The organism is Streptomyces sp. RKAG290, from assembly GCF_023701695.1.
GTDB lineage: Bacteria > Actinomycetota > Actinomycetes > Streptomycetales > Streptomycetaceae > Streptomyces.
Genome location: NZ_JAJOZC010000001.1, coordinates 6,219,608 through 6,245,408, shown reverse-complemented (window position 1 = coordinate 6,245,408; position 25,801 = coordinate 6,219,608). Strand labels below are relative to the sequence as shown.

Annotated in this window: 20 protein-coding genes and 3 pseudogenes; 10 read left to right on the top strand and 13 right to left on the bottom strand. The window is 71.8% G+C overall.

Features of this window, described 5'->3' with window-relative positions; translation table 11 throughout:
• Positions 1-4: 4 nt before the first annotated feature.
• The 5 genes and pseudogenes from LNW71_RS27595 to LNW71_RS27575 all read left to right on the top strand — a co-directional run.
• Positions 5-652: pseudogene (locus LNW71_RS27595) on the top strand (ADP-ribosylglycohydrolase family protein); the annotation flags it as partial.
• 162 nt (positions 653-814) lie between these two features.
• Positions 815-1,165, top strand: a pseudogene (locus tag LNW71_RS27590) (ADP-ribosylglycohydrolase family protein); the annotation flags it as partial.
• Positions 1,166-1,261: 96 nt separating this feature from the next.
• Complete coding sequence (locus tag LNW71_RS27585; protein WP_250970682.1) at positions 1,262-1,705, top strand: SPW repeat protein; 444 nt, start codon at positions 1,262-1,264, stop codon at positions 1,703-1,705.
• A 210-nt stretch (positions 1,706-1,915) separates the two neighbouring features.
• Complete coding sequence (locus LNW71_RS27580) at positions 1,916-3,349, top strand: FG-GAP-like repeat-containing protein (protein WP_250970681.1); 1,434 nt, start codon at positions 1,916-1,918, stop codon at positions 3,347-3,349.
• Between the two features lie 238 nt (positions 3,350-3,587).
• Positions 3,588-4,727, top strand: a complete 1,140-nt coding sequence (locus LNW71_RS27575) for a serine hydrolase domain-containing protein (protein WP_250970680.1) — start codon at positions 3,588-3,590, stop codon at positions 4,725-4,727.
• A gap of 84 nt (positions 4,728-4,811) precedes the next feature.
• Here LNW71_RS27575 and LNW71_RS27570 read toward each other — a convergent pair whose 3' ends face one another.
• Positions 4,812-5,471: a TetR/AcrR family transcriptional regulator gene (locus LNW71_RS27570; RefSeq protein ID WP_250970679.1), complete on the bottom strand. Its 660-nt coding sequence runs from the start codon at positions 5,469-5,471 to the stop codon at positions 4,812-4,814.
• A gap of 156 nt (positions 5,472-5,627) precedes the next feature.
• Here LNW71_RS27570 and LNW71_RS27565 point away from each other — a divergent pair, with 156 nt between their 5' ends.
• From LNW71_RS27565 to atzF, 4 genes are read left to right on the top strand one after another with little or no spacing between them, the layout of a single operon-like run.
• Positions 5,628-6,446, top strand: coding sequence for an urea amidolyase associated protein UAAP1 (locus LNW71_RS27565; protein WP_250970678.1), 819 nt, complete (start codon positions 5,628-5,630; stop codon positions 6,444-6,446).
• Positions 6,443-7,066 carry an urea amidolyase associated protein UAAP2 gene (locus tag LNW71_RS27560; RefSeq protein WP_250970677.1) on the top strand — a complete coding sequence of 208 codons (624 nt, stop codon included), beginning with the start codon at positions 6,443-6,445 and terminating at the stop codon, positions 7,064-7,066. The genes LNW71_RS27565 and LNW71_RS27560 overlap by 4 nt, the downstream gene beginning before the upstream one ends.
• Positions 7,063-10,608, top strand: a complete 3,546-nt coding sequence (locus LNW71_RS27555; protein WP_250970676.1) for a 5-oxoprolinase/urea amidolyase family protein — start codon at positions 7,063-7,065, stop codon at positions 10,606-10,608. The genes LNW71_RS27560 and LNW71_RS27555 overlap by 4 nt, the downstream gene beginning before the upstream one ends.
• Positions 10,605-12,278, top strand: coding sequence for an allophanate hydrolase (gene atzF / locus LNW71_RS27550; protein ID WP_250970675.1), 1,674 nt, complete (start codon positions 10,605-10,607; stop codon positions 12,276-12,278). Before LNW71_RS27555 ends, atzF begins: the two co-directional genes overlap by 4 nt.
• 148 nt (positions 12,279-12,426) lie before the next feature.
• Here the strand turns inward: atzF and LNW71_RS27545 are convergent, their stop codons facing one another.
• The 12 genes and pseudogenes from LNW71_RS27545 to LNW71_RS27490 form a co-directional block, all read right to left on the bottom strand.
• Positions 12,427-15,261, bottom strand: a complete 2,835-nt coding sequence (locus tag LNW71_RS27545; protein WP_250972168.1) for an RNA helicase — start codon at positions 15,259-15,261, stop codon at positions 12,427-12,429.
• A 44-nt stretch (positions 15,262-15,305) separates the two neighbouring features.
• Positions 15,306-16,211, bottom strand: coding sequence for a diacylglycerol kinase (locus LNW71_RS27540; protein ID WP_250970674.1), 906 nt, complete (start codon positions 16,209-16,211; stop codon positions 15,306-15,308).
• 18 nt (positions 16,212-16,229) lie between these two features.
• The gene (gene tatC, locus LNW71_RS27535; RefSeq protein WP_250970673.1) at positions 16,230-17,195 is read right to left on the bottom strand and encodes a twin-arginine translocase subunit TatC; all 966 of its coding nucleotides are present in this window, start codon (positions 17,193-17,195) and stop codon (positions 16,230-16,232) included.
• Between the two features lie 49 nt (positions 17,196-17,244).
• On the bottom strand, positions 17,245-17,526 hold the full coding sequence (gene tatA / locus LNW71_RS27530; protein ID WP_250972167.1) for a Sec-independent protein translocase subunit TatA: 282 nt from the start codon (positions 17,524-17,526) through the stop codon (positions 17,245-17,247).
• A 226-nt stretch (positions 17,527-17,752) separates the two neighbouring features.
• Positions 17,753-17,950: a hypothetical protein gene (locus LNW71_RS27525; protein ID WP_250970672.1), complete on the bottom strand. Its 198-nt coding sequence runs from the start codon at positions 17,948-17,950 to the stop codon at positions 17,753-17,755.
• Between the two features lie 19 nt (positions 17,951-17,969).
• The gene (locus LNW71_RS27520) at positions 17,970-18,269 is read right to left on the bottom strand and encodes a hypothetical protein (protein ID WP_250970671.1); all 300 of its coding nucleotides are present in this window, start codon (positions 18,267-18,269) and stop codon (positions 17,970-17,972) included.
• Between the two features lie 18 nt (positions 18,270-18,287).
• Positions 18,288-19,244, bottom strand: coding sequence for a WYL domain-containing protein (locus tag LNW71_RS27515; protein ID WP_250970670.1), 957 nt, complete (start codon positions 19,242-19,244; stop codon positions 18,288-18,290).
• A 13-nt stretch (positions 19,245-19,257) separates the two neighbouring features.
• Positions 19,258-20,210 (bottom strand): annotated as a pseudogene (locus tag LNW71_RS27510) (helix-turn-helix transcriptional regulator).
• Between the two features lie 114 nt (positions 20,211-20,324).
• A complete protein-coding gene (locus tag LNW71_RS27505) occupies positions 20,325-20,699 on the bottom strand; it encodes an FKBP-type peptidyl-prolyl cis-trans isomerase (protein ID WP_250970669.1) in 375 nt (124 codons plus the stop codon).
• A 43-nt stretch (positions 20,700-20,742) separates the two neighbouring features.
• The gene (locus tag LNW71_RS27500) at positions 20,743-21,699 is read right to left on the bottom strand and encodes an FKBP-type peptidyl-prolyl cis-trans isomerase (protein WP_250970668.1); all 957 of its coding nucleotides are present in this window, start codon (positions 21,697-21,699) and stop codon (positions 20,743-20,745) included.
• Between the two features lie 258 nt (positions 21,700-21,957).
• The gene (gene pafA, locus LNW71_RS27495; RefSeq protein ID WP_123468669.1) at positions 21,958-23,319 is read right to left on the bottom strand and encodes a Pup--protein ligase; all 1,362 of its coding nucleotides are present in this window, start codon (positions 23,317-23,319) and stop codon (positions 21,958-21,960) included.
• 9 nt (positions 23,320-23,328) lie between these two features.
• The gene (locus LNW71_RS27490; RefSeq protein ID WP_250970667.1) at positions 23,329-24,588 is read right to left on the bottom strand and encodes an MFS transporter; all 1,260 of its coding nucleotides are present in this window, start codon (positions 24,586-24,588) and stop codon (positions 23,329-23,331) included.
• A 133-nt stretch (positions 24,589-24,721) separates the two neighbouring features.
• Between LNW71_RS27490 and LNW71_RS27485 the strand changes: the two genes are divergently transcribed.
• Entirely contained in the window at positions 24,722-25,759 is a 1,038-nt protein-coding gene (locus LNW71_RS27485) for a LacI family DNA-binding transcriptional regulator (RefSeq protein ID WP_250970666.1), read from the top strand.
• The last annotated feature ends 42 nt before the right edge of the window (positions 25,760-25,801 follow it).

Sequence of the window (25,801 nt, the reverse complement as noted above, 5' to 3'; positions counted from 1 at the left end):
CCGGATGGACTCCCTGAGCAGGCAGGACCGGGTGGCGGGTGCGGTGGTCGGGTCGGCGGTGGGTGACGCACTGGGGGCACCCTTCGAGTTCGGCCCGGCGGGGGTGTATTCGGCCCGCTTCCCCGACGGCACCGGGACGATGTGCGGCGGCGGTGGCTGGGATCCGGGCGAGGCCACGGACGACACACAGATGGCCGTGCTGGTCGGGGAGTCGCTGCTGGAACGCGGCGGTCTCGACCTGCCCGACCTGTTCGGCCGGTTTCGCCGGTGGGCGGCGGGCGGGCCGAAGGACATCGGCCTGCAGACGGAGGACGTACTGACGAGCGGTGACCCGTGGGACACCGCGGCGGCGCTGCACTTCCAGGTCAACGGCCGTGCGGCGGGCAACGGTTCGCTCATGCGCGCCGCCACCTCGGCCGTGTACTTCGCCCGGACCGGCCCGGCGGCGGACGGGGCGCGGGCGGCCACGATGGCCGCGGCCCGCCGGATCGCGGCCCTGACCCACGGCGACCGGGCGGCCTGGGAGGGGACCGCCGTGCTGCACGAGCTGATCCGCGTCGCCCTGGACGGCGCCGATCCGCTCACCGCCGTCCCGGACGCGCTTGCCGCCGTGCACGCGGACCACCGGGCGCGCTGGGCGGTTGTCCTGGCGCCTAGGGTCTTTCGTTTGGATCAGGCCGGATAAGGGAGCGGGGTCTGGTGCTGTGCCTCGCAAGGCGGAGGAAGGAGCCCACGCGGAGCGTCGGCGACTGACGACAACGCCGCGAGGTGCGGCACCAGGGCACGCGAGCCCGGCATGATCCAAACGAGAGGCCCTAGCTGGCATCCGGACGAGGCGACGGAGTTCAACGGTGCGGTGTGGCCCTGCCTGGGCACCGCGCTGTGGGCGCTGCGCACGACGTCCTCGTACCCGCACGCCCTCGCCTCGGCGATCGACGTGGGCGGGGACACCGACACCGTGGCGGCGGTGACCGGGGCGCTGGCCGGCGCGGTGTACGGCTTCGGCGCCATCCCGCCGCGGTGGACCGGACCGCTGCACGTCCCGCTGCCGGGGTACGGGGAGCGGGTGCTGCGTACCCCGGACCTGTGCGACCTGGCCGGGCGGCTGGACCGGGTCGATGCGGCTCCTGCCGATGTGACTCCTGCCGATTTTCAGGCGCCTTGAACCTACACATAAGCGACAAATAAGAGCAGAATGGCATGACAGGCCGCTTATCGCGCACGTCAGAGGTCAGGCCTGCTGGAACGAAGGAGACGAACCATGTCAAACGTCTCGCATGCCGGCCAGGACATGGCCGGACACCCCGACGTCTCCGAAATGCGTGACCGTCACGACCGGATGATGGGTGGCCGCGATGTGGCCCTCGTGGACGGACCGGTGTTCCTGGTCGGTCTGTACTGCGCCGTCTCGCCGTGGGTGCTGCACTTCACGGCCGGGCAGCCCGCCCTGGTGAACCACAACCTGATCATGGGCATCGCCATCGCGGTGCTGGGTCTCGGGTTCACCATGATGCCGCAACGGATGTACGGCCTGAGCTGGGCCATCTGCGCCATGGGCGCCTGGATGATCATCTCGCCCTGGGTGGTGGGCAGCAGCCCGGACATCGGCGTCGTGCTCAACAACGTCATCATCGGCGCACTGACCCTCCTGCTGGGACTGGTCTGCGCAGGCGCGTCGATGAGAAGCGCTCGGCCCCGGTCCTAGAACGCGAGGGCCCGCGCCGTGACCCGGTCGCGGTGCGGGCGTCCGCGTGCCCGCGGAGCCGGCCGGTCCGCATGCGGATTCCTCAGGAGGTGGGCACGGCGACCGCAACTGTTCATCCCGCTCACGGGTCTTGTGGGTTGACGGCGGCGGCCGGCGCCCCTGGGCAGCCGGCTGCGGCACTCAGGCAACGCAGACGGGGAGAGTGGGCACATGGCGCGGCACTTGATGGCGTGTACGGCTCTGGTGGCAACGGTGACCGCGGGGGTCCTGGTGGCACCTGCCGCCGCATCGGACCACGGGACGACGCCCGGGGCGCAGCAGGTGCGCAAGGCCGCGGCCGCGCCCGGTGACGTGGACGGCGACGGTTTCGGCGACCTCGCCGTGGGAGCACCCGAGGACGCCGTCCAGGGCTACGCGAAGGCCGGGTACGTCTCGCTCGTGTACGGCTCGGCCCAGGGCGTGCGGGTCACCCGGCACAAGGGGATCACGCAGGACACGGCCGGCATACCGGGCGTGGCGGAGGCCGGTGACCGGTTCGGGTCGTCGGTGACGACGGGCGACGTGGACGGCGACGGGTACACCGACCTGGTGATCGGCTCGGGCGGCGAGGCCATCGGGACCGTGGCGGGCGCGGGCGCGGTGACGATCGTCTTCGGGGCCAAGGGCGGCCTCGGGTCCGAGGCCATCGCCTTCCACAACCCGAAGCCGGCCGCGCGCGAGGGGTTCGGCAACAATCTGACGGTGGGCGACTTCAACCATGACGGACGGGACGACATCGCCGTCTCCACCGGCACGAAGGTGAACGTCGTTCGCGGTGCGAGCAATCTGCGTGACATCGACGAACCGGCCATGACCTCGTTCGCCCCACCCGGCGGCGGCGCCGGCATGGGACGGATCGCCTCGGGCGACATCAACGGCGACGGGTTCACGGACCTGGTCACCGAGGCCTACTCCGACGACGGGGCCGACGAGGGGACCCTCGGCGTGCTGCCCGGCTCGGCCCAGGGCCTGAGGGCGCAGCCGATCGGCCGGACGGGGCTGCCCTTCTCCGGCTACAGCGTCGTGACGGGTGACATCACGGGTGACGGCCGGGACGACGTGGTCGTGGACACCAACGCCTCCGACGGTCCCGACGAGTTCCTGCTGCGCATGTTCCCGGGCACCGCCGCCGGGCTGGGCGCGGGTGTCCCCTACGGCGGTGCGGTGGAACCGGGCAGTGCGGGGGTGCTCGCCGACACCGACGGTGACGGGCACGCCGACCTGGTCACCTCGGTCACCGGTGCGCAGGACTCCGACGGCATCCAGAACGCGGGCAAGCTGAACATCGTCCCGGGCTCGCCGACGGGTCTGAACGCCTCCCGCGCCCGGGAACTGACGCTGGACTCGCCGGGCGTGATGGGGGTCATGGAGGGCAACGACCTGTTCGGGACGGCAGTGGCCGCCGGCGACTTCGACGCGGACGGCCGTGCGGACCTGGCGGTCGGGGCGCCCGGCAAGTACCTGCAGACGGGCGGGGTGAGCGTCATCCCGGGTTCGGCCACCGGTCCGACCGGGCTGGGATCGCTCCTCTTCACCCCGGATTCCGTGGACCACCCGGCGGCAAGGGCCCGCTTCGGCGCGGCCGTCGGGGCCACCACCCCCTGACGACACCCTGCGCACCCGTGTCCGACCCGGCCGCGCCGCCTGCCCGGCATTCACCGGGCAGGCGGGGCGGCCGCGTCGTGTCCGGGCCCGGTGCGCCCGACGACGCCCGCGCCGCACCCCCGCCGGCCGGGCCCGGCAATGGCCGGATCGGGCTCAACCGGCCAGGGTCCGCGCAACCCCGCGTCCGCCCGCCGGGTCACTCCCCGGGACCGGGCACATCGACGAACGGGGAAAGCACATGTCAGTACGCAAGGCACTGGTGGCGGCGACCGCGGTGGGGCTGGTGGCGGCCCTGGCGGGGCCCGCGACGGCGACGGTCCCCCACCGGGAGAGCCACGGCGCGACCCGCACGGCCATGGACGCGGCGGTGAAGGACGGCGTACCCGGCGTGACCGCGACGGCCACGGACGGACACGGCACGTGGTCGGCGACGTCGGGCGTGGGCGACCTCAGGACCAACCGGCCCCGCAGCACCGACGACCACTACCGGATCGCCAGCCTCACCAAGACGTTCGTCTCCACCGTGGTGCTGCAACTGGAGGCGGAAGGGCGGCTGTCGCTGGACGACAAGGTGTCGAAGTGGCTCCCCGGCGTGGTGGCGGGCCACGGCAACGACGGGAGCGCCATCACGCTCCGCCGGCTCCTGAACCACACCAGCGGCATCTTCGACTACCTGGCGGACGAGGACTTCCAGCGTGACTACTTCCTGAAGGACGGCTTCCTGGAGCACCGCTACGACACGGCGGCCCCGGAGCAGCTGGTCGCGATCGCCATGGCCCACGAACCGGACTTCACCCCGGGCGCCTCCTGGCACTACTCGAACACCAACTACGTCCTGGCGTCCATGGTGATCCAGAAGGTCACGGGGCACTCGTACGCGGCCGAGATCGACCGCCGCATCGTCAAGCGCCTGGACCTGCGCTCCACGCTCGTGCCGGACACGTCCCCCGAGGTGCCGCAGCCGAGCAGCCGCGCCTACGGGAAGCTCGCCACGACGTCGACCGGTCCGACCTACGACGTCACGGAGCTGAACCCCTCCCTCGCCGGCGGGTCCGGCGCGATGATCTCCGACTCCTCGGACCTCAACCGCTTCTACCGGGCCCTCCTCAAGGGGAAGCTCCTGCCGCCCGAGCAGCTCAAGGAGATGAAGACAACCGTGAAGGCGGTCGGGATCCCCCACGCCCGCTACGGGTTGGGGCTCGCCGACCGCAAGCTGAGCTGCGGTGTGCACGTCTGGGGCCACAGCGGCGGCATCCACGGCTCCAGCTCCGAGTCGGTCACCACGGCCGACGGGCGCCACGCCCTCTCCTTCAACTTCAACGGCGACTGGTCGGGGGACAGCGACGCCGTGATCGAAGCGGAGTTCTGCGGCCGTTAGGCACCGGAAGGACGCCCCTCCTCTCCCGCGCACGACGGGAGGGCAGGGGCCCCGGCGCGCCTGCCGGGGCCGGGCGGCCCGCTCTCAGGCCTGGACGCCGACGATCCGCAGTGCCGCGTCCGCCGTGGCCTCGGCGAAGGCGCCCGCCGCGCGCTCGGGGCCCGCGAGGTGCACCAGGATCACGCCCTCGATGAGCCCGAAGACCAGGTCGGTACGGAGCTCCGCCTCGTCCTTCGCGAGCGCCGCGCCCGCCTCGGTGGCGACCAGCAACCGCCCGTAGGCGCCGCGCAGTTCCGCCCGCACCCGGTGGAAGTCCGCGAACCGCTCGGCCCGCACCTCCGGCAGCACGTACAGCGCACCCAGGTTGTACGGTCCGCCGCACAGCAGTGCCACGTCCGCGCGGCACAGCTCGCGCAGCCGCTCCTCGGCGGACCGCGTGCCGTCCGCGAGCAGTTCCTCGGCCAGCGCGAGCGACGGGGTGACGGTCGACTCCAGCAGCGCCGCGAGGAGATCCTCCTTGCCCGCCACGTAGTGGTACATCGTCGCCTGACGCATGCCCGCGCGCTCCGCGACGGCCCGGGTGGTGGTCGCCGCGTATCCACGCGTGGTGAACAACTCGGCCGCCGCTGCCAGCAGTTCGTCACGCGCGGACAGCCCGGTATCGGGCCGCTGGGTGGCGCGCGGCCGGCCGACCCGTCGCGCGCCGCCGGTTCCTGGGGGCTGGACATGGGCCGATCGTCGCACATCCCCACTCGCCACGATCTTGGTGAGGACTCGGTAACTCGCCCGCAACGGACGGGCAATGGCCCCGAATCCCCGCTCTCCTAATTTCTGTCACGCGACAGAAACCAAGACCGGCGGAGAGCAAGGCCGGCGACACGTCGAGCCGGAGGGTCAGCCATGGCGACAGCGACGACACACGGAGCCCGGGATCACGCCCGGGCCCAGGACGGCACCCGCACCGGGACCATGCCCGTGGTACCCGCGAGCGACTGGCCGGACGTCACCCCCGGCCCCCCGGTCTGGGCCGAGACGGTCGCGGGCGGCAACTACACGCACCGCGTGCTGGCGCGCGGCACCGCGCTGCGGCTCACGGACCTCGCGGGCGACGCCTGCGCCCATCTGCTGCTGTACGCCGACGGGCGGCCGTGGGAGCGGCTCAACACCGCGGACACGGTGAAGGTCCAGTGGAACGCCTATCTGGGCGCCGGCCGGCTGCTCCTCTCCGACCAGGGACGGGTGCTGGCGTCGGTGACGGCGGACTCCTCGGGCCGCCACGACGCCCTGTGCGGCACCTCCACCCTGCGCCGGAACACCGAACGGTACGGCGACGGCACCCCGCAGTCGCCCTCGCCGGCCGGACTGGAACTGCTCAAGCTGGCCGCCGCGAAGAACGGCCTCGGCCCGCGCGACCTGCCGCCCTCGCTCTCCTTCTTCCAGGGGGTGGCGATCCGGGAGGACGGCGCCGCGGAGTTCACCGGCTCGGCCGGCGCGGGCGCGGCGGTGACCCTGCGCGCGGAGCAGGACCTGACCGTACTGATCGCGAACGTCCCGCATCCGCTGGACCCGCGCCCCCGCTACACCAGCACCGCGCTGGAGGTGCTGGCCTGGCGCGACCGGCCGGCCGCCCCCGGAGATCCCCTCTGGGACGCCACGCCGGAGGGCCGCCGCGCCTTCCTCAACACACTCGACTTCCTCACCGCACGGGGGCTCGCATGACCACGACCGGCACGGTCCTCCTGAGGAGCGTCATCCCGGCCCGCGCGGCCTGGTCCGCGACCGTCCGGGCGGGCGAGGAACTCACCCTCACGGATCTGCACGGCAACCAGGCGGTGGACTTCCTGGTGTACGAGGCCAGGGACACGGCCGTCCGCTACAGCGCGCCCGACACGATCCAGGCCGGGGGCGGGATCTTCCTCAGCACCGGCAGTGTGCTGATGTCCAACGAGCACACCCCGCTGATGACGGTCACCGCGGACACCTGCGGCCGCCACGACACCGTCGGCGGCGCCTGCTCCAAGGAGTCCAACACCCTTCGCTACGGCCATCACACCTGGTCGCAGCACGCCTGTGTGGACAACTTCCTGGCCGAGGGCGCCCGGCACGGGCTCGGCAAACGCGATCTGGTGTCCAACATCAACTGGTACATGAACGTGCCGGTGGAGCAGGACGGCACGCTCGGCATCGTCGACGGTCTCTCCGCCCCCGGCCTCGCTCTCACGCTGCGCGCCGAGACGGACGTACTCGTGCTGATCTCCAACTGCCCCCAGATCAACAACCCCTGCAACGGTTTCGACCCGACCGCGGTCGAAGCCACCATCACCGGGACGAGCCGATGACCTTCGACACCCTGCTCATCGCCAACCGCGGCGAGATCGCGGTGCGCATCATCCGCACGGCCCGCCGCCTCGGCCTGCGTACGGTCGCCGTCTTCTCCGACCCCGACCGGTCGGCCCCGCACGTCCGCCTCGCCGACGAGGCCGTCCGGCTGGGCCCGGCGCCCGCCAAGGAGTCCTACCTGGACGCCGACCTGGTGCTGAAGGCCGCGAAGGACACCGGGGCCGGGGCGATCCATCCGGGGTACGGGTTCCTCTCCGAGGACGCGGAGTTCGCCCGGCGGTGCGAGGACGCCGGCATCGTCTTCGTCGGCCCGACCGCCGGCCAGCTGGACCTCTTCGGCGCCAAGCACACCGCGCGGGCCGCGGCCGAGGCGGCGGGTGTACCGCTCGCCCCCGGCACCGGACTCCTCCCCGGTCTGACCTCCGCCCTGGCCGCGGCGGAGGTCATCGGCTATCCCGTGATGCTCAAGGCGACCGGTGGCGGCGGCGGTATCGGCATGTCGGCCTGCCGGTCGGCCGAGGAACTCGCCGGTGCCTGGGAGCGCGTGCAGCGGGTGGCCGCCGCCTCCTTCTCCTCGGCGGGGGTCTTCCTGGAGCGCCTGGTCGAGAACGCCCGCCATGTGGAGGTGCAGGTCTTCGGCGACGGGTACGGCCGCGTGGTGACGTTCGGCGACCGCGACTGCTCGCTGCAGCGCCGCAACCAGAAGGTCCTCGAAGAGGCCCCGGCCCCTGACCTCCCCGCGCACATCCGCACCCAACTGACCGACTCCGCGCGGGAACTGTGCGCCTCGGTCGGCTACCGCTCCGCCGGGACCGTGGAGTTCGTCTACGACGCCGCCCGCGCCGAGGCGTACTTCCTGGAGGTCAACACCCGGCTCCAGGTCGAGCACCCGGTAACCGAGGAGATCCACGGCGTCGACCTGGTCGAGTGGATGCTGCGCCTGGCCCAGGGCGACACCGCGGTCGTGCGGCAACCGGACGCGCCCCTCGGCCACGCGGTGGAGGCCCGGCTCTACGCCGAGGACCCGAGCCGCGACCACCGCCCCGGCGCCGGTCTGCTGACCCGGGTCGACTTCCCCCGGGGCGAGGGGCTGCGGGTGGACGGGTGGATCGAGACGGGCACGGAGGTGACGACCTCGTACGACCCGATGCTGGCCAAGGTCATCGCGCACGGCACCGACCGCGCCGACGCCCTGGCCCGGCTGGACGCGGCGCTCGCCGCCACCCGCATCGACGGCATCGAGACCAACCTGGGCCTGGTCCGGGCCGCCCTGGCCGACGACCGGGTCCGTACCGCGACGCACTCCACCGCCACGCTGGCCACGATCGCCGACCCGACACCCCGCATCGAGGTGGTCTCCGGCGGCACCCTCACCACCGTCCAGGACCACCCCGGCCGCACCGGCTACTGGCAGGTCGGTGTGCCGCCGTCGGGCCCGATGGACGACCTGTCGTTCCGTCTCGGGAACACCGCGCTCGGCAACACTCCTGGCGCGCCCGGCCTGGAGTGCACCCTGCAGGGCCCGGCCCTGCGCTTCACCCACCCCACGACCGTCTGCGTCACGGGTGCACCGGCCCCGCTGACGCTCGACGGCGCACCGGTCCCCCAGTGGGAGCCGCTGACCGTCCCGGCGGGCGCGACGCTCGCGGTCGGCGCACCGGACGGGCCCGGCCTGCGCACGTACGTCCTGTTCGGCGGCGGTGGCCTGGACGTGCCGGAGTTCCTCGGCAGCGCGGCCACCTTCACGCTCGGCGGCTTCGGCGGGCACGGTGGCCGGGCGCTGCGCACCGGGGACGTCCTGCACGGCGGCAGCCGCGTACCGGCGGCCCTCCCCGTCCCGGTTCCCGACCGGCCGCGGCTCACGGGCAGCTGGCACATCGCCGCGGCCGAAGGCCCGCACGCGGCGCCGGAGTTCTTCACCGAGGAGGACATCCACGAGTTCTACGCGGCCGACTGGAAGGTCCACTTCAACTCGGCCCGTACCGGCGTCCGGCTGATCGGCCCGAAACCGCGCTGGGCCCGCACCGACGGCGGCGAGGCGGGACTGCACCCGTCCAACATCCATGACACGCCGTACTCCGTGGGCGCGGTCGACTACACCGGCGACATGCCGGTGCTGCTGGGCCCGGACGGCCCCTCGCTCGGCGGCTTCGTCTGCCCGGCGACGGTGGTGACGGGCGAACGCTGGAAACTGGGCCAGCTGCGGCCCGGCGACACGGTCCGCTTCAGGCCCGTGACGGTGACCGGCGAGCCCCGCCCGGAGATCGTCGACGGCGGCATCCTGTACCGCGACGACGTCCTCACCTACCGCCGCAGCGGCGACGACAACGTCCTGGTCGAGTACGGGCCGATGCAACTGGACCTGGCGCTGCGCATGCGCGTCCACGCCCTCATGGAGGCGTTGACGGCCGCTGCCGTCCCCGGGATCACCGGCCTGACCCCGGGCATCCGCTCGCTCCAGATCCAGACCGACCCCACGGTCCTCGCCCAGAGCGAGCTGCTGGAGCTGCTCCACCGCACCGAGGCCGCCCTGCCGCCCACCGACGCCCTGACCGTCCCCTCCCGCACGGTGCACCTGCCGCTCTCCTGGGACGATCCGGCGACCCGCGAGGCCATCGCCCGCTACATGGCGGGCGTCCGGGACGACGCACCCTGGTGCCCGTGGAACATCGAGTTCATCCGCCGGGTCAACGGCATGGACACGGTGGACGACGTGTACCGCACGGTGTTCGACGCCGAGTACCTGGTGATGGGCCTCGGCGACGTCTACCTCGGCGCGCCGGTCGCCACCCCGCTGGACCCGCGCCACCGCCTGGTCACCACCAAGTACAACCCGGCCCGCACCTGGACGGCGGAGAACTCCGTCGGCATCGGCGGCGCCTACCTCTGCGTCTACGGCATGGAGGGGCCGGGCGGCTACCAGTTCGTCGGCCGCACCACGCAGGTCTGGTCGGGCTGGCAGCAGCGCGGCGCCTTCGAGCAGGGTGCACCGTGGCTGCTGCGCTTCTTCGACCGCATCAAGTGGTATCCGGTGGAGGCCGACGAACTCCTGGAGCTCCGCGCCGACATCACGTCCGGCCGCTTCGTACCGCGGATCGAGGAGGGCGAGTTCTCGCTGGCCCGGTACGAGGAGTTCCTGGCGGCGAACGCGGACTCGATCGCCGCGTTCCGCACCCGGCAGGGCGCGGCCTTTTCGGCGGAGCGGGACGCGTGGGAGGCGGCCGGCGAGTTCGACCGGGCGGACGCGGCGTCCGCGCCGCCGTCCCCGGCAGCCGAGGTGACGGTGCCTCCGGGCGGGCGGCTGGTGGAGGCCGAGTTCGCCGCATCGGTCTGGCAGCTGAATGTGGCCGAGGGTGACACGGTGACGGCGGGTCAGCCGCTGCTCGCGCTGGAGGCGATGAAGATGGAGTCCCGGGTGCATGCCCCGGCGGACGGCGTGGTCGCCGCGATCCTCACCCGGCCCGGCGCCCAGGTGGAACCCGGCACGGCCCTGCTGACCCTGGCCCCCCTCTCCGGCACGAGCGAAGGAGCCCACCGATGAGCCCCCTGACGCCTGCTCCCGTTCTCGCCCGCGTCCGCGCCGCCTACGCCCGTATCGAGGCGGTGGACCGCCCGGAGATCTGGATCGGCCTGCGCCCGCAGTCCGACCTGGAGGACGAGGCCCGGGGCCTCGGAACCCGCCTGGCAGCAGGCGAGTTCCTCCCCCTGGCGGGCCGGCTGCTGGCGGTCAAGGGCAACATCGACGTGGGCGGCCTGCCCACCACGGCGGGGTGCCCCTCCTACGCGTACGACCCCGCCGCGGACGCCCCCGTCGTGGCCCGGCTGCGAGCGGCGGGCGCGCTGGTGATCGGCACCACCAACCTGGACCAGTTCGCCACCGGACTGGTCGGCACCCGCTCCCCGTACGGCGCGGTGCGCAACGCCCATGCGCCGGACCGCGTCAGCGGCGGTTCCAGCTCCGGTTCGGCGGTCGCCGTCGCGCTCGGCATCGCGGACCTCGCGCTCGGCACGGACACGGCGGGCTCCGGCCGGGTCCCGGCGGCGTTCAACGGCATCGTGGGCCTGAAGCCGACGCGCGGCCTCGTCCCGACGGAGGGCGTGGTCCCTGCCTGCGCCAGCCTGGACTGCGTCACCGTCTTCGCCCGTACGCTCCCCGAGGCCCAGGAGGCGCTCGCCCTGATGGCGTCCCCCGTCGCCGCACCGCACCCCGTGCCCGCCCGTACTCCGGGCCCTTGGCGGATCGCGGTGCCGCCCACCGGGCAGCTCGGCGAGCTCGACCCGGGCTGGGCGCAGGCCTACGAGGCAGCGGCCGCCCGCCTCCGCGCAGCCGGCGCCGAGCTGCGTCCCCTGGACCTCACCCCCTTCACTGAAGCGGCGGCGATGCTGTACGAGGGGGCGTTCGTCGCCGAGCGCTACACCGCGGTGGGCCCGTTCGTCGACAGCGGTCCGCCGGACCTGGACCCCACGGTGGCGGGCATCGTCACCGCGGCCCGGGACATTCCCGCACACCGCGTCTTCGCGGACCAGGACCGGCTGGCCCGGCTTCGTACCACGGCCATGGAGGCACTCGGCGACGCGGACGCGCTGCTGCTCCCCACGGCCGCCGGCCATCCCACCCTCGCCGAGGTGGCAGCCGACCCGCTGGGGACGAACGCCCGCCTCGGCCGGTTCACCAACTCCACCAACCTGTTCGGCCTGTGCGCGGTGGCCGCCCCCGCGGGCGAGGTGGCGGGCCTGCCGTTCGGCGTGATGCTGGTCGGCCCGGCCCACACCGACGAACGCCTGGCCCGGATCGCCGCGCTGCTGACCCCGCCCGTCCGCCTCGCGGTGGCCGGCGCCCACCTGACCGGCGAACCGCTCAACCCGCAACTCCTGTCCCTGGGCGCCCGGCTGATCCGTACGACGACCACGGCACCCGTCTACCGCCTCTACGCCCTGGCCACGACCCCGCCCAAGCCGGGCCTGGTACGGACGGACGAGGGGGGCGCCGCCATCGAGACGGAGCTCTGGGAACTCCCCGCAGAGGGCCTCGGCGCCCTGGCGGCATCACTGCCGTACCCGATGACGCTGGGCCGGCTGGACCTGTCCGACGGCACCACAGCCCCCGGCTTCCTGTGCGAGCCGTATGCCGTGCAGGGATCGAAGGACATCACGGAACACGGCAGCTGGCGCACGTACCGGCACGGCTCCACCCGCCGCCTCAGCCCGTGAGGAGCCACGTTTTCAGCCCCTCCGGCGATTGAGGAGCGGGGCCCGGGGCGGAGCCCCGGTCACGGGAAGGGCGGGTAGGGGAACAGGCCGCCGCAAGCGCCCCACCCGCACCGCCCACCGCACCCCACCAATCACCGCCCCGCCCACCTCACCCCACCGAGCTGTACGCCACCACCCCGCGCAACACCTCGTCAACCGCCTTGCGCGCATTCCGCCCCACCGAACTACCCTCGCGCGGCGCGGCGGCCGCCACCTGCCCCAGCACGTCGATCACCTGCTTGCACCACCGCACGAAGTCCCCCGCCGGCATCTCCGCCTCGCGCAGCACCTCGTCCAGCGTCCGGCCGGAGGCCCACATGTAGACCGCCCAGGCGAATCCGAGGTCGGGTTCGCGCTGCCCGACACCCTCCGCCTGGTTGATCTTGAAGTCCTCCTCCAGGGCATCGAGCCGCCCCCAGATCCGGACCATCTCGCCCATCGCGGTCTTCGCCGGTCCGGACGGCAGCTTGGGCGCCACCGCGTCGTCGGACTGCCGCGCCTCGTACACCAACGCCGACACGCACGCGGCGAGTTCGGCAGGGTTCAGCCCCTCCCACACACCCGCCCGCAGGCACTCGCTCGCCAGCAGGTCGAGCTCGCCGTACAGCCGGGCCAGCCGCCGTCCGTGCTCGGTGACCTCGCTGCCCCGCAGATAGTCGAGCTCGGTGAGCAGCGCCACGATCCGGTCGAAGGTGCGGGCGATCGTGTTGGTGCGCCCCTCGATGCGGCGCTCCAGCTGCTGGGTGTCGCGCTGCAGCCGGTGGTACCGCTCCGCCCAGCGCGCATGGTCCTCGCGCTCGTCGCACCCGTGGCAGGGGTGGGCGCGCAACTCGGCCCGGTAGCGCGCGATCTCCCGGTCGTCGGCTGCGCCGGACCGCTCCCGGCGGTGCCGGTCCGGCACGATGTGCCCGGCCTTGGTCCGCAGCGCGGACGCCAGATCGCGCCGCGACTGCGGCGAACGCGGGTTGAACGACTTCGGCACGCGCATCCGCTCCAGCGCCTCCACCGGCACCGGGAAGTCGATCGAGGCCAGTCGCTTGACCTGACGCTCGGACGTCAGCACCAACGGCCGCGGCCCGTCGTGGTATTCGAGGCCGCGGTGCCCGTGCCCGTTGGTCCGCCCCGCGGGCAGGCCCGGGTCGAGGACGAGCGCCAGTCCGGCGAACTTCCCGGTCGGCACATGGATGACGTCACCGGGCTTGAGCTTCTCCAGGGACGCCGCCGCCGCGGCCCGCCGCTGCGTGGCACCCTGCTTGGCGAGCTCCGTCTCGCGGTCCTTGAGATCGCGGCGCAGCTGCGCGTACTCCTCGAAGTCACCGAGGTGGCAGGTCATTCCCTCGCGGTATCCCTCCAGCCCCTCCTCGTTCTTCTGGACCTGCCGGGAGATCCCGACCACCGACCGGTCCGCCTGGAACTGTGCGAACGAGGTCTCCAGCAGCTCGCGCGAGCGGTGCCGTCCGAACTGCTGCACCAGATTCACGGCCATGTTGTACGAGGGCCGGAAACTGGAGCGGAGCGGATACGTACGCGTGCCCGCGAGCCCGGCCAGCGCTCCCGGGTCCATGCCCCGCTGCCAGAGCACCACCGCGTGACCCTCGACGTCGATGCCGCGGCGCCCGGCCCGGCCGGTGAGCTGGGTGTACTCGCCGGGGGTGATGTCCGCGTGCTGCTCGCCGTTCCACTTGACGAGCTTCTCCAGGACCACGGAACGCGCGGGCATGTTGATGCCGAGGGCCAGCGTCTCCGTCGCGAAGACCGCCTTGACGAGGCCGCGCACGAAGAGCTCCTCGACGACCTCCTTGAAGGTCGGCAGCATGCCGGCGTGGTGCGCGGCGATGCCCCGCTCCAGCCCTTCGAGCCATTCGTAGTAGCCGAGGACATGGAGGTCCTCGCCGGGGATCGACGCCGTACGCGCCTCGACGATCTCCCGCACCAGCCGGCGCTTGTCCTCGTCGTTGAGCCGCAGCCCGGCGGCCAGGCACTGCTGCACGGAGGCCTCGCAGCCTGCCCTGCTGAAGATGAACGTGATGGCGGGCAGCAGTCCCTCGGCGTCCAGCCGGTCGATGACCTCGGGCCTCGACGGCGTCCAGATCCGGCTGCGCTGCCGCCGCTCGCGTTCGCGGTCCGCCTCGCGGACCATCTTTCCGCGCCGGCGCTCACGCGGGTTGTATCCGCGCTGGTTCTCCATGCGGGCGAGCCGGACGAGGTCGGGGTTGACCTCGCGGCGTGCGACGCCGCGGCCGCCGTGGTCGCTCTCCTCCTCGAAGAGGTCGTACATCCGGCGGCCGGCCAGCACGTGCTGCCAGAGCGGTACCGGCCGGTGCTCGGAGACGATCACGGCGGTGTCGCCGCGGACGGTGTCCAGCCAGTCGCCGAACTCCTCGGCGTTGGACACGGTCGCCGACAGCGATACGAGGGTCACGGACTCGGGCAGGTGGATGATCACCTCTTCCCAGACCGCGCCCCGGAAGCGGTCGGAGAGGTAGTGCACCTCGTCCATCACCACGTAGCCGAGTCCGGTCAGCGCCTGGGAGCCCGCATACAGCATGTTCCGCAGCACCTCGGTGGTCATGACGACCACCGGGGCATCCGCGTTGACACTGTTGTCCCCGGTCAGCAGGCCCACCTTGTCCGCGCCGTAGCGCTTGACCAGGTCGGCGAACTTCTGGTTGGACAGGGCCTTGATCGGCGTGGTGTAGAAGCACTTGCGGCCCTGCTCCAGGGCCAGGTGCACGGCGAACTCGCCGACGATCGTCTTGCCCGAGCCGGTAGGGGCCGCGACGAGCACGCCCTTGCCTGCCTCCAGCGCCCCGCAGGCCTCGATCTGGTACGGATCCAGATCGAACTCGTACATCTCGCGGAACGGCCCGAGGGCGGTCGCCTGCTCGGCGGCTCGGATCCGGGAAGCCTGGTATCGCTCAGCTGGTGAGAGGTCCTCTGTCATCTTGTCCACGAGCCTACCCGCCGCCTCGGACAGTGAAGCGATCTTTATTTCCCGGTGGCAGGACCCGTCCCGAGCACCCTGACCGCGCCCGGTACACAGGTGGCGGTCAGCGGCAGCGCGCCGAGGGGTTCACCGTCCGCGTACGCGGTGACACCGACGGCTTCGAGGCTGATCGAGGAGACCCGGTGCACGCTGACGACCGGGTGGCCCAGGTGGGTTCCCCGGTAGACCTTGGGGAACACCTTGAGCAGCGTGGTGCGGGTGCAGTCGCCGACCACCGTCACGTCGAAGAGCCCGTCATCCATGACGGCGTCCGCGCAGATCCGCATGCCGCCGCCGTAGGTCGATCCGTTGCCGACGGCGACGAGCGTGGCCTCGATCTCCCTGACCGGGCCGCCGTCGAGGCTCATGCGGTACGCGACGGGCCGGAACGCGGCGAGTTCGGCGAGCATCGCCAGGTCGTACTTGAACCGGCCGCCCCACCGCATCCGGTTGCCCCGGTCGTTGACCCGGGAGTCGAAGCCGGAGGCGAGCACCGACCCGAACCACCGGTCACCGGCCCGGCCGAGGTCGATGTCACGGACCGCGCCCGACTTGAGCGCCGCGGCGGCCAGCCGGCCGGCGGCGGCCGGGTCCCGTACGGGCATCCCGAGTGCGCGGGCGAAGTCGTTCCCGGTGCCGACGGCCACGACGCCCAGCGGCGTCAGCGTCCCGGCGACAGCCTGCAGGGCGAGGGACATCATTCCGTCCCCGCCCACGGCTATCAGCGCACCGGTCCCCTCGGCCACGGCCTCGCGCGCCCGCCGCAACGCGTCGTCGGCGTCCTCGCCGAGGACCGTACGGACGGAGAATCCGGCGTCCCGCAACGCGGAAGCGGCCGGCTGCGCGGCGCGCGCGCCCCGGCCGCGTCCTGCGGTGGGATTGACGAAAAGAGTGATCTCGCTGGTCACCCGGGGGACCTTACAAGGTCAGGTGATGTCGTCGTAACCGTTCGGCCGGGGGGATCGTCCGCCGTCCTGTTCCCCGTCGGCCTGTTCGGGCAGCGAGGTCCGCGACGCCGACACGTTCTCCATGTCGCCGATGTCCTCGGGGGTGAGGTCGAGATCCGAGGCCTCGTCGTCGTCCAGCTCGGCGTCGGGGTTGTTGTGACGCCTGCGCCGGTCGTTGACGATGCAGATGCCGAGCGCGAGGAAGTAGAGCACCACGATCGGCGCGGCCAGCGTCATCATCGTCAGCGGGTCACCCGTCGGGGTGGCCACCGCGGCGAAGACCGTGATGCCCATGATCATGGCCCGCCACCAGGACGCGAGCCGTTTGGCCGTGAGCACCCCGGTGAAGTTCAGCAGGACGAGCAGGAGCGGCAGCTCGAAGGCGAGACCGAAGACGATCACCATGCGCGTGACGATGTCGAGGTAGTCGTCGACGGGCAGCAGGTTCGTCGTGTTGTCCGGTGTGAAGTCGAGCAGCACCGCCGCGGTCTGCGGCATCAGCTTGTACGCGAGAGCCGCACCCACGAGGAAGAGCGGCACACCCGCGCCGACGAAGCTGAGCGCGTACCGCTTCTCGTGCTTGTGCAGACCCGGGGCCAGGAACGCCCAGAGCTGGTAGAGCCAGACCGGGGTGGAGAACACCACTCCGGCCATGAGGGAGACCTTGAGCGCGATGGAGAACGGACCGACCAGACCGTTCACCGTCATCTCGGCGCAGGGGCGGCCGTTCACCTGCTTGTGCTCGCCACCGCTGCAGCCGACCGACCCGAGGATCGGACGGATCAGGAAGTCGATCAGGTCCTTGTAGAAGAAGGCCGTGATCGACGTGATGACGACGACCGCCAGGACCGCGATCAGCAGTCGGTTACGCAACTCACGCAGGTGATCAGCGAGAGGCATCCGCCCCTCGCCGTCCTTCTCCTGCTTGCGGGCAGACTTGAGCAACCCACTTCCCTCGTCTCGTGCGGCAGCTGTCGGAGGAACCCGTCAGCTGTCAGCTCTGGGTGGTGGGCTTTGCTTCGTTCACCGGGCGGGAGCTCGTGACATCGCCGGGGGCGGCCTGAATCGTGCGCGCGGCGGCGGGCGGCTGGTCGGCGGGCGCGTCCGTCGTGGCCGCGGGCTCGTCGTCCTTACGCATCGCCTTGGCCTCGCTCTTGAGGATGCGGGCCGACTTGCCGAGCGAACGGGCCATGTCGGGAAGCTTCTTGGCACCGAACAACAGCAGAATGACAGCGATGATCAGAACGATCTCGAGAGGCTTCAGATTGCCCATGATGTGCTTCCTTCTCGCTGAGGCGGCTGGAGGTGGGCTCGCTGCCCTGGGCCGGACACACATCCGACGATTCGCCGGCAGCGATCGTAACCCGCGGGAGTAAACGCGAGGCAATGCCCGTGCATACATTCGATAGCGGCCCGCACCTCCCTGCCTGGGCCGTCACCAGCAGCGTACCCCTCGAAACTGAGAAACAGGAGGCCGCACCCGCCCTGATCGGGCGGGCACGCTACCGCAGGGATTCGCCCGTGGCCGCCAGGTTCGCGGCCGCGGTCTCCAGGTCCTCGGCGGCGCGGTTGATGCGCTCCGTGGTGCGTGTCACCTGGTGACCGAGGCGCTGGGCCTCGATGAAGACCTTGATGGCCAGCACGCCGAGGACGGCGATCCCGAGGAACCCCAGGGCGATGGCGAGCATGGGCCAGAACATGCGCAGAGCCTCGATTTTTCTAGTGTCCGGTGTCCGACGCCTGAAGGCGGGTGTGCAGGCGCAGCGTCCGCACGCCGCCACTGGTGAGCAGTTCGACTATCCGCTCGCCCGCGGGCCTGCGGACGGCGGCGTCGCACTCCGGGCAGGTGAAGGAGTAGAACGTCGTCCTGCTGGAGCCGCCGATCGCGAGCCGGATGGCGCCAGCCGCCAGCTCGAACCGCGCACGGCAGTCCGGGCAGGCGGCCCGGAAACGCACCGAATCGGGAACGACCACGGTCGGGACGGAAGAAATACCCGAGACCACAGACATATGGTTCATATCTCCTCAGGTGTCCCCTCAGACCAGGCCGTCGTAGGCGGCGAGCGCCGCACGGGCCGCCCGCTGGGCGCTCTGGGCCAGCTCCGGCGGCGAGACGATGCGCCCCTCCCCGCCGAGCCGGAGCGCGAGCCTGCGCAGCGAGGCGGGGTCGGGGGTGCGCAGTGTGATCCGCAGACCGCCGTCGGGCAGCTCGTGGGCGCTGTCGTGCGGGTAGTACTCGGCGACCCAGCGCCCGCCGGGACCGACCTCGACCACGACCTCGGGGTCCTCGGCGGCGGGCTGGACGAGCCCCTCGGACAGGTCCCGCAGCTCCAGCTCCGGCGGCGCGGCCGGCTCGTCGAGCAGCCGGATCTCGGCGACCCGGTCGAGGCGGAACGTACGTCGGTCCTCGGAGGACCGGCACCAGGCCTCCATGTAGGTGTGTCCCACGGCGAAGAGCCGGATGGGGTCCACCTCGCGTTCGGTGAGCTCGTCGCGCGCGGGCGAGTAGTAGCGCAGCCAGAGCCGGCGCCGCTCGGAGATCGCCCGGTCCACGTCGGCGAAGACACCGCCCTCGGACTCGAAGGTGACCGAGAGCCGGGAGCTCGCCGCCCCGACCTCACCGGCGGCGGCCTCCAGCTTGGCGGTGGCCCGCAGCAGGGCCTGCCGGTCGCTCTCGCGCAGTCCGGGCAGCGTCGCGACGGCGCGGGCGGCGACCAGCAGGGCCGTCGCCTCGTCGGCGGCGAGCCGGAGCGGCTCGGCGACGTCGTCCGGGTTGTGCCACCAGATCCGGTCGCCGTCGGTGTCGATGTCCAGCAGGTCGCCGCCGCGGAAGCTGGTCCCGCACATGGGCAGGACGTCGAGGTCCGAGATGAGCTCGTCCTCGGTGATCCCGAAGGCCCGTGCGACGTCCTGGACGTGCGCGCCGGGGCGCTCGCGCAGGTACGTCACCAGCGAGAGCATCCGGCGGGTCTGGTCGATGGCGTTCGTGGCCATGAATACGGTCCCCTCAGTCCTTGGCCACGGCGCGCAGCCGGTCCACCACGTCGGCCCGCAGATCCGCAGGTTCCTGCACGACGACGTCCGGGCCGAACTCGACGAGCCAGGCGTCCAGGCCGTGTCCGTACGGAATCTCCAACTCCTCCCACCCGTCGCCGAGTTCCCGGACCGATATCGCCCGGGCTCGCAGCGGGTAGCCGGAGTCGGCCCGCAGCCTGATCAGGGCGGTGCGGGTGGCCGTCTCGCCGGCCCAGCTCTCGACGGTCTCGCGGACAGTGACGACGTCGGGCACCTCGGCGGTGAACGCGCCGGCCCTGGAGCGCACCTTGCCGGCGATCCGGGAGAGCCGGAACACCCGCTCCGCGCCCCGCCCCGGTCCCAGCCGGCCAGGTACCAGTGGCCGCGCCAGCACTCCAGCGTCCAAGGCTCGACCTGGCGCTGCTCGGGGCGGGCGGAGTTGCCCTTGCGGTAGTCGAAGGTCACCGGCCGGCGGTCACGGCAGGCGAGCATCAGCGGTTCGAAGGCGGCCTCATGGACGGGGATGCGGGGTTCGAGTGCGCTGTGCACCTCGTAGGCGTCCTCGGCCTCCGGCATGCCCGCGGCCCGCAGCTTCTGCAGGGCGCCGCTGGCCGCGCCGGCCAGCCGGGCCTGCTGCCACACCTTGGCGGCCAGTCCGAGCGCGGCGGCCTCCTCGGCGTCCAGCGTGATCGGGGGCAGCCGGTTGCTGTCGCGACGGGCGAGATAGCCGGTGTCGCCGTCCAGGTTCTCCACGGTCTCGATGACCAGACCGAGCTCGCGCAGATCGTCCTTGTCGCGCTCGAACATCCGGTTGAAGGCGTCGTCGGACCCCGCCTCCAGATAGGCCTCGATGGATCCGCGCAGTTCGCGCTTGCTGAGCGGGCGCCGGGTCCCCAGCAGACACAGTGCCAGGTTCATCAGCCGCTCGGCCTTGGCAATCGCCATCGACGCCCTCTCTGTTTTGCTCTACGACCCTCGACCGTACCGCTCCGGGGTGTCCGGACAAAAGCGAGGGCCCGTGCCTTGCGGCACGGGCCCTCGGAGCGCACAGGCGCGGGATCAGACAGCGACCAGGTCGCAGACGAAGATCAGCGTCTCACCCGGGGCGATGGCGCCGCCGCCGGCGCCGCGGTCACCGTAGGCGAGGTGCGCGGGGATGGTCAGCTGGCGACGGCCGCCGACCTTCATGCCCTGCACGCCCTGGTCCCAGCCCTTGATGACCTGACCGCCACCGAGCTGGAACTGGAGCGGGGTGCCGCGGTTCCAGGAGGCGTCGAACTCCTCACCGGTGGAGAAGGCCACGCCCACGTAGTGGACGGAGACCGTCTGGCCGGCCTGGGCCACCGGGCCGTCGCCTTCCCAGATCTCCTTGATCTCCAGGTCGGCCGGCGGCTCGCCACCCGGGAAGTCGATCTCGGGCTTCTCGATGCTCACTGACTTGCTCCTCTAAATGATGAACTGGGCAACCCGGACAGTCTTACATCTTCGCCAGGATGTCCACGGCGAAGACGAGAGTCGAGTTCTTGGGGATCGACTGCTGCGCCTTGTTGCCGAAGGCCTGGTCCGGCGGGACGACGAGCAGCACACGGCTGCCGATCTTCTTCCCGATCAGGCCGTTCTTCAGACCCTTGAGGGTGACCTGGGCCAACGGGAAGGTCTGCGTCTTGCCCGTCGCGTAGGTGCTGTCGAACGTCTTGCCGTCCTTCCACAGCTTGGCCACGTAGTTCACGACGACGCTGTCGGTCTCCTTGATGACCTCGCCCTTGGACTCCAGGACGTAGTTGGAGACCAGCTTCTTGGGCGGGGCGGACTTGCTGGGGACCGTGAGCGACGGCGCCTTGCCGTCGGTCTTCGTGCCCACCTTCGGCAGGTCGACGTTGTCCTGGGCGACCACGGTGCCCTTGGCGGACGCCGGGATCTGCTTCGCCTTCAGGATGTCGACGACGAAGACGAGGGTGGCGTTCGGCTTGATGTCACCCTGGCCCTGCGTGCCGTAACCGAGCTCCGGCGGGATGACCAGCTCGACGCGGCTGCCGACCTTCTGGCCGACGAGGCCCTTGTCCCAGCCCTGGATGACCATGCCCGCGCCGAGCGTCAGATCGAACGGCTGCTTGCGGTCGAAGCTGTTGTCGAACGGCTTGGTGGAGTCCCACGCCTGTCCGAGGTAGTTGACCTGGATCGCGTCGCCGTTCTTGAGCTTCGCGCCGTCACCCTCACTGACAACGTTGGTCTTGAGCTCCTTGGGCGGCGTTCCCGTGCCCTTGGCCAGGGTGGGCTTCTCGCCGAACTTCGCGCCCGCGGTGATCGCGGGGAATCCGTCCTTGGAGGAGGCGGACGCGGAGGCGGAAGCGGAGTCGGAGCCCTTGTCGTCGCCACCGCAGCCCGCTGACAGCAGCAGCAGGGGGACGACTAGAAGGCCGGCAAGTCGGCGCACTGGTTCCTCAGATCTCAGACGGCACATGTGGTGGGGCGTGTCCGCGAAGTCGTCGTCCGCCCGGAGGGCGGGGCCTGCGGCGCCTTGCGCACGTGCGTGCCGGACATCGCAGGCCGGACGAGACTTCGCGCACACGGCCCAGGGGGGTCCCCGACACTCTAGGGCGTGGGCAGGGCCCCGTACGAGGAACGTACGGGGCCCGAGTCGCGCCAGGGCCTGCGACAGGCCCCAGGAGCCGAGGCATCCTCCTGCGTCGGCTCACATGCCCGCGATCAGCTTCTCCACCCGGTCGTCCACGGAACGGAACGGGTCCTTGCACAACACCGTGCGCTGCGCCTGGTCGTTGAGCTTGAGATGGACCCAGTCGACGGTGAAGTCCCGCCGCTGCTCCTGGGCCCGCCGGATGAAGTCGCCACGCAGCCGCGCCCTGGTGGTCTGCGGGGGCACCGATTTACCCTCGAAGATCTTCAGGTCGTTGCAGATACGAGCGGCCTGCCCCTTGCGTTCCAGCAAGTAGTACAGACCGCGCCGGCGGTGGATGTCGTGGTAGGCGAGGTCTATCTGGGCGACCCGCGGATTCGACATGGTCATGTTGTGCTTGGCCCGGTACCGCTCGATGAGCTTGTACTTCATGACCCAGTCGATCTCGGTACCGATCCGGTCGAGGTCCTCGGCCTCGATCGCGTCGAGTGTGCGGCCCCACAGTTCGAGGACCTTCTCGACGTTGCCCGTGCGGATGCCGCGGCGGTCCACGAAGTCCACGGCCTTCTCGTAGTACTCGCGCTGCACCTCGATGGCGGACGCCTCGCGGCCGCTGGCGAGGCGGACCTTGCGCTGACCCGTGATGTCGTGGCTGACCTCGCGGATGGCCCGGATGGGGTTCTCCAGCGTCAGATCCCGCATCACCGTGCCCGCCTCGATCATGCGGAGCACCAGGTCGGTCGCGCCGACCTTGAGCAGCATGGTCGTCTCGGACATGTTGGAGTCACCCACGATGACGTGGAGGCGGCGGTACCGCTCCGCGTCCGCGTGCGGTTCGTCCCGGGTGTTGATGATCGGACGGGAGCGCGTCGTCGCGGAACTGACGCCCTCCCAGATGTGCTCGGCACGCTGGCTGACGCAGTACACGGCGCCCCGCGGGGTCTGCAGCACCTTGCCGGCACCGCAGATCAGCTGCCTCGTGACGAGGAAGGGAATGAGGATGTCCGCGAGCCGGGAGAATTCTCCGTGCCGGGCCACGAGGTAGTTCTCGTGACATCCGTAGGAGTTTCCTGCCGAGTCGGTGTTGTTCTTGAAGAGATAGACGTCGCCCGCGATTCCCTCCTCGTGCAGGCGGCGTTCGGCGTCGACAAGCAGGCCTTCGAGAATGCGCTCGCCGGCCTTGTCGTGGGTGACCAGCTCGGTCAGGTTGTCGCATTCGGGGGTTGCATATTCCGGATGCGATCCCACGTCGAGGTAGAGGCGGGCGCCGTTCCGCAGAAAGACATTGCTGCTGCGGCCCCATGACACAACACGGCGGAAGAGGTAGCGCGCCACTTCATCAGGAGACAGTCGGCGCTGTCCCCTGAACGTGCACGTGACGCCGTACTCGTTCTCCAGCCCGAAAATGCGGCGGTCCATGACTGAACATTACGCCTGATGGCCCGAGCTGAAACCGGGTTCGACGGCACCGTTTCGATCATTTTCCGATCCTCGCACCGCGACAGCACTACGCCCGGGAGCTGCGAGGACCTTTCCGGTGGCCAGCAGAACGAGCAGCGCGGCCACTCCACCGGCCCCCGCGACGGCGAAACTCCACGCCGTGCCGCCCAGTTCCACAGCCGGACCCGCCACCGCCGTGCCCGCCGCCGCGCCCACCCCGAACGTCGTCACGAGCCAGGAGAACGCCTCCGTCACGGTGCCCCGCGGGGCGTGCCGGTCGACGACGAGGAACGAGCAGGCGATCGCGGGGGCCAGGAACACCCCTGCGACGGCGGCCAGCAGGGTCATCGCCACCACGCCCGGGGTCAGCACCAGCGGCAGGTAGCCGAGCGCGAGGAGCGCCACGATCACCCGCAGCCGGCGCTCCGGCGGCCCCGCCCACTGCCGCGCCCCGTAGAACACGCCGCCGATCAGCGCGCCGAGCCCCAGGGCGGCCATCAGCCAGCCGTAGACGGACTCCTGGCCCTGGTCGTCGGCGTACGCCACCCCCGCCACTGTGATGGAGCCCAGCGCCAGGCCGACGAAGAAGAAGGAGCCGAGCAGCGCCAGCAGGCCGGGCGAGCGCAGCGCGCCCAGCCAGTGCGCCTCGCGCGGGGCCGAACGCCAGGTCCTGGAAGGCTCGGACAGGACGACGGAGAGCGCCCCGAGGACACCGAGCGCGTTGATGACGACGAGCGCGGCGGCGGGCGACCGCAGGGAGACCAGCACGGTCACCAGCAGCGGGCCCACCGTGAACATGACCTCCTGCGCCACCGCGTCCATGGCGTACGCCCGGTGCACCCGGTCCTCCCTGCCGAGGACGCTCGGCCACAGGGCCCGCAGGCCGCCCTCCAGGGGCGGGGTGGCCAGCCCGGCGACGGCCACGGCCGCGTAGGCCAGGGGCAGCGACCCGAACCCGGCCACGGCGAGCAGGGTCATCCCGAGGGCGGACAGCACGGCGGCGGGCAGCTGGACGCGCGGCTGGCCGTACAGGTCCACCGCGCGGCCCAGCAGCGGCTGTCCGACCGCCGTGCCCAGCCCGTACACCGCGGCGAGCGCGCCCGCGAGGGCGTAGCTGCCGCCCTCCGCGCGGGTGAACAGCACGATCGCGATGGGAGCGGTGGCGTTCGGCAGCCGCCCCACGAGGGTTCCCGTCAGCAGCCGGGCGGCATGCCGCGCCCGGAGGATGTCCAGATATCCCGCGGCCATGTCCCGCCCCTCTCCGTGGGGCACCCTTCCGGCCACCCGAGGTTTTACGTATAACTTGCTGCTTCATACGTACCATGAGCCCAGTCCGCAGGTCCACCTCACGGCGCCTGCCCCGACCGGCCCGGAGGCCCGCGTGACCAGCCCAGCACAGCCCGGCCCGCCCCGGCCGACCAGCCGTGACGTCGCTCGGGCCGCAGGCGTCTCCCAGGCCACCGTCTCGCTGGTCCTCGGCGACAAGTGGCGCGGCCGGGTCTCCGGGGCCACCACGGAGCGCGTGCGGGACGCGGCCGAGGCCCTCGGCTACCGGCCCAACCTGGCCGCCCGGAACCTGCGCCTCGGCAGCACCAGGACCGCCCTGCTCGTCGTCCCGGCGCTCACCAACGAGTTCTTCGCCCGGGTGTACACCGGCGCCGCCGCGGTCGCCGCCGAACACGGCTTCGGTGTCGTCCTCTACCCCTCGCCCGACGGCACCGGACCGGCCAGGGACCCCTTCGCCTCGGCCCGCGCCGCGCTGGACGGGGTGATCGCCTCCTCGATGGCCGCCGACGCGCTCGGCGCCCTGCACGGCGCCGGTCTCCCGCTGGTCATGCTCGACAGCGACCCCTCGGCCCCGGGTCCGGCGGCCCGGGTCAACCTCGATGTCGCGGACGGGATGCGCCAGGTGACGGAACACCTGCTCGGCCTCGGCCACCGCCGCTTCGTCCATCTCGCCTCGGCCGTCGACACCTGGACGTTCGCGGTCCGCGCCGACGCCGTCCACGACGCCCTGCGCGGTGTGCCCGGCACCGACGTGCGCACTGTCCCGGCGGCCCTGGACGTCACGGCCGGCCGCGAGGCCATGGAGCGGGCGCTGGCACTGCCGGGGCACCGCCCCACCGCCGTCATCTGTGACGACGACATCCTGGCCGCGGGGGCCTGCAAGGCTGCCCGCAGGCTCGGGCTGCGGGTACCGGACGATCTCTCCGTCACCGGCTTCGACGACCTGGCCCTGGCCACGGCCGTCGAACCGGAACTCACCACGGTGCGGCTTCCGGCCGAGCAGGTCGGTGAGCGCGGCATGAGCGCCCTGCTGGCCGTCCTGGAGGGCCGCCAGGCCGAGACCGGCAGCCTGCCGGTGCACCTGGTCGTCCGCGGCTCGTCCGCTCCCCCGCCCACCCGCCGGGACCCATGACGGAGCCCCGGCCCGCCGAGGAGGCGGACCGGGGCTCGGACA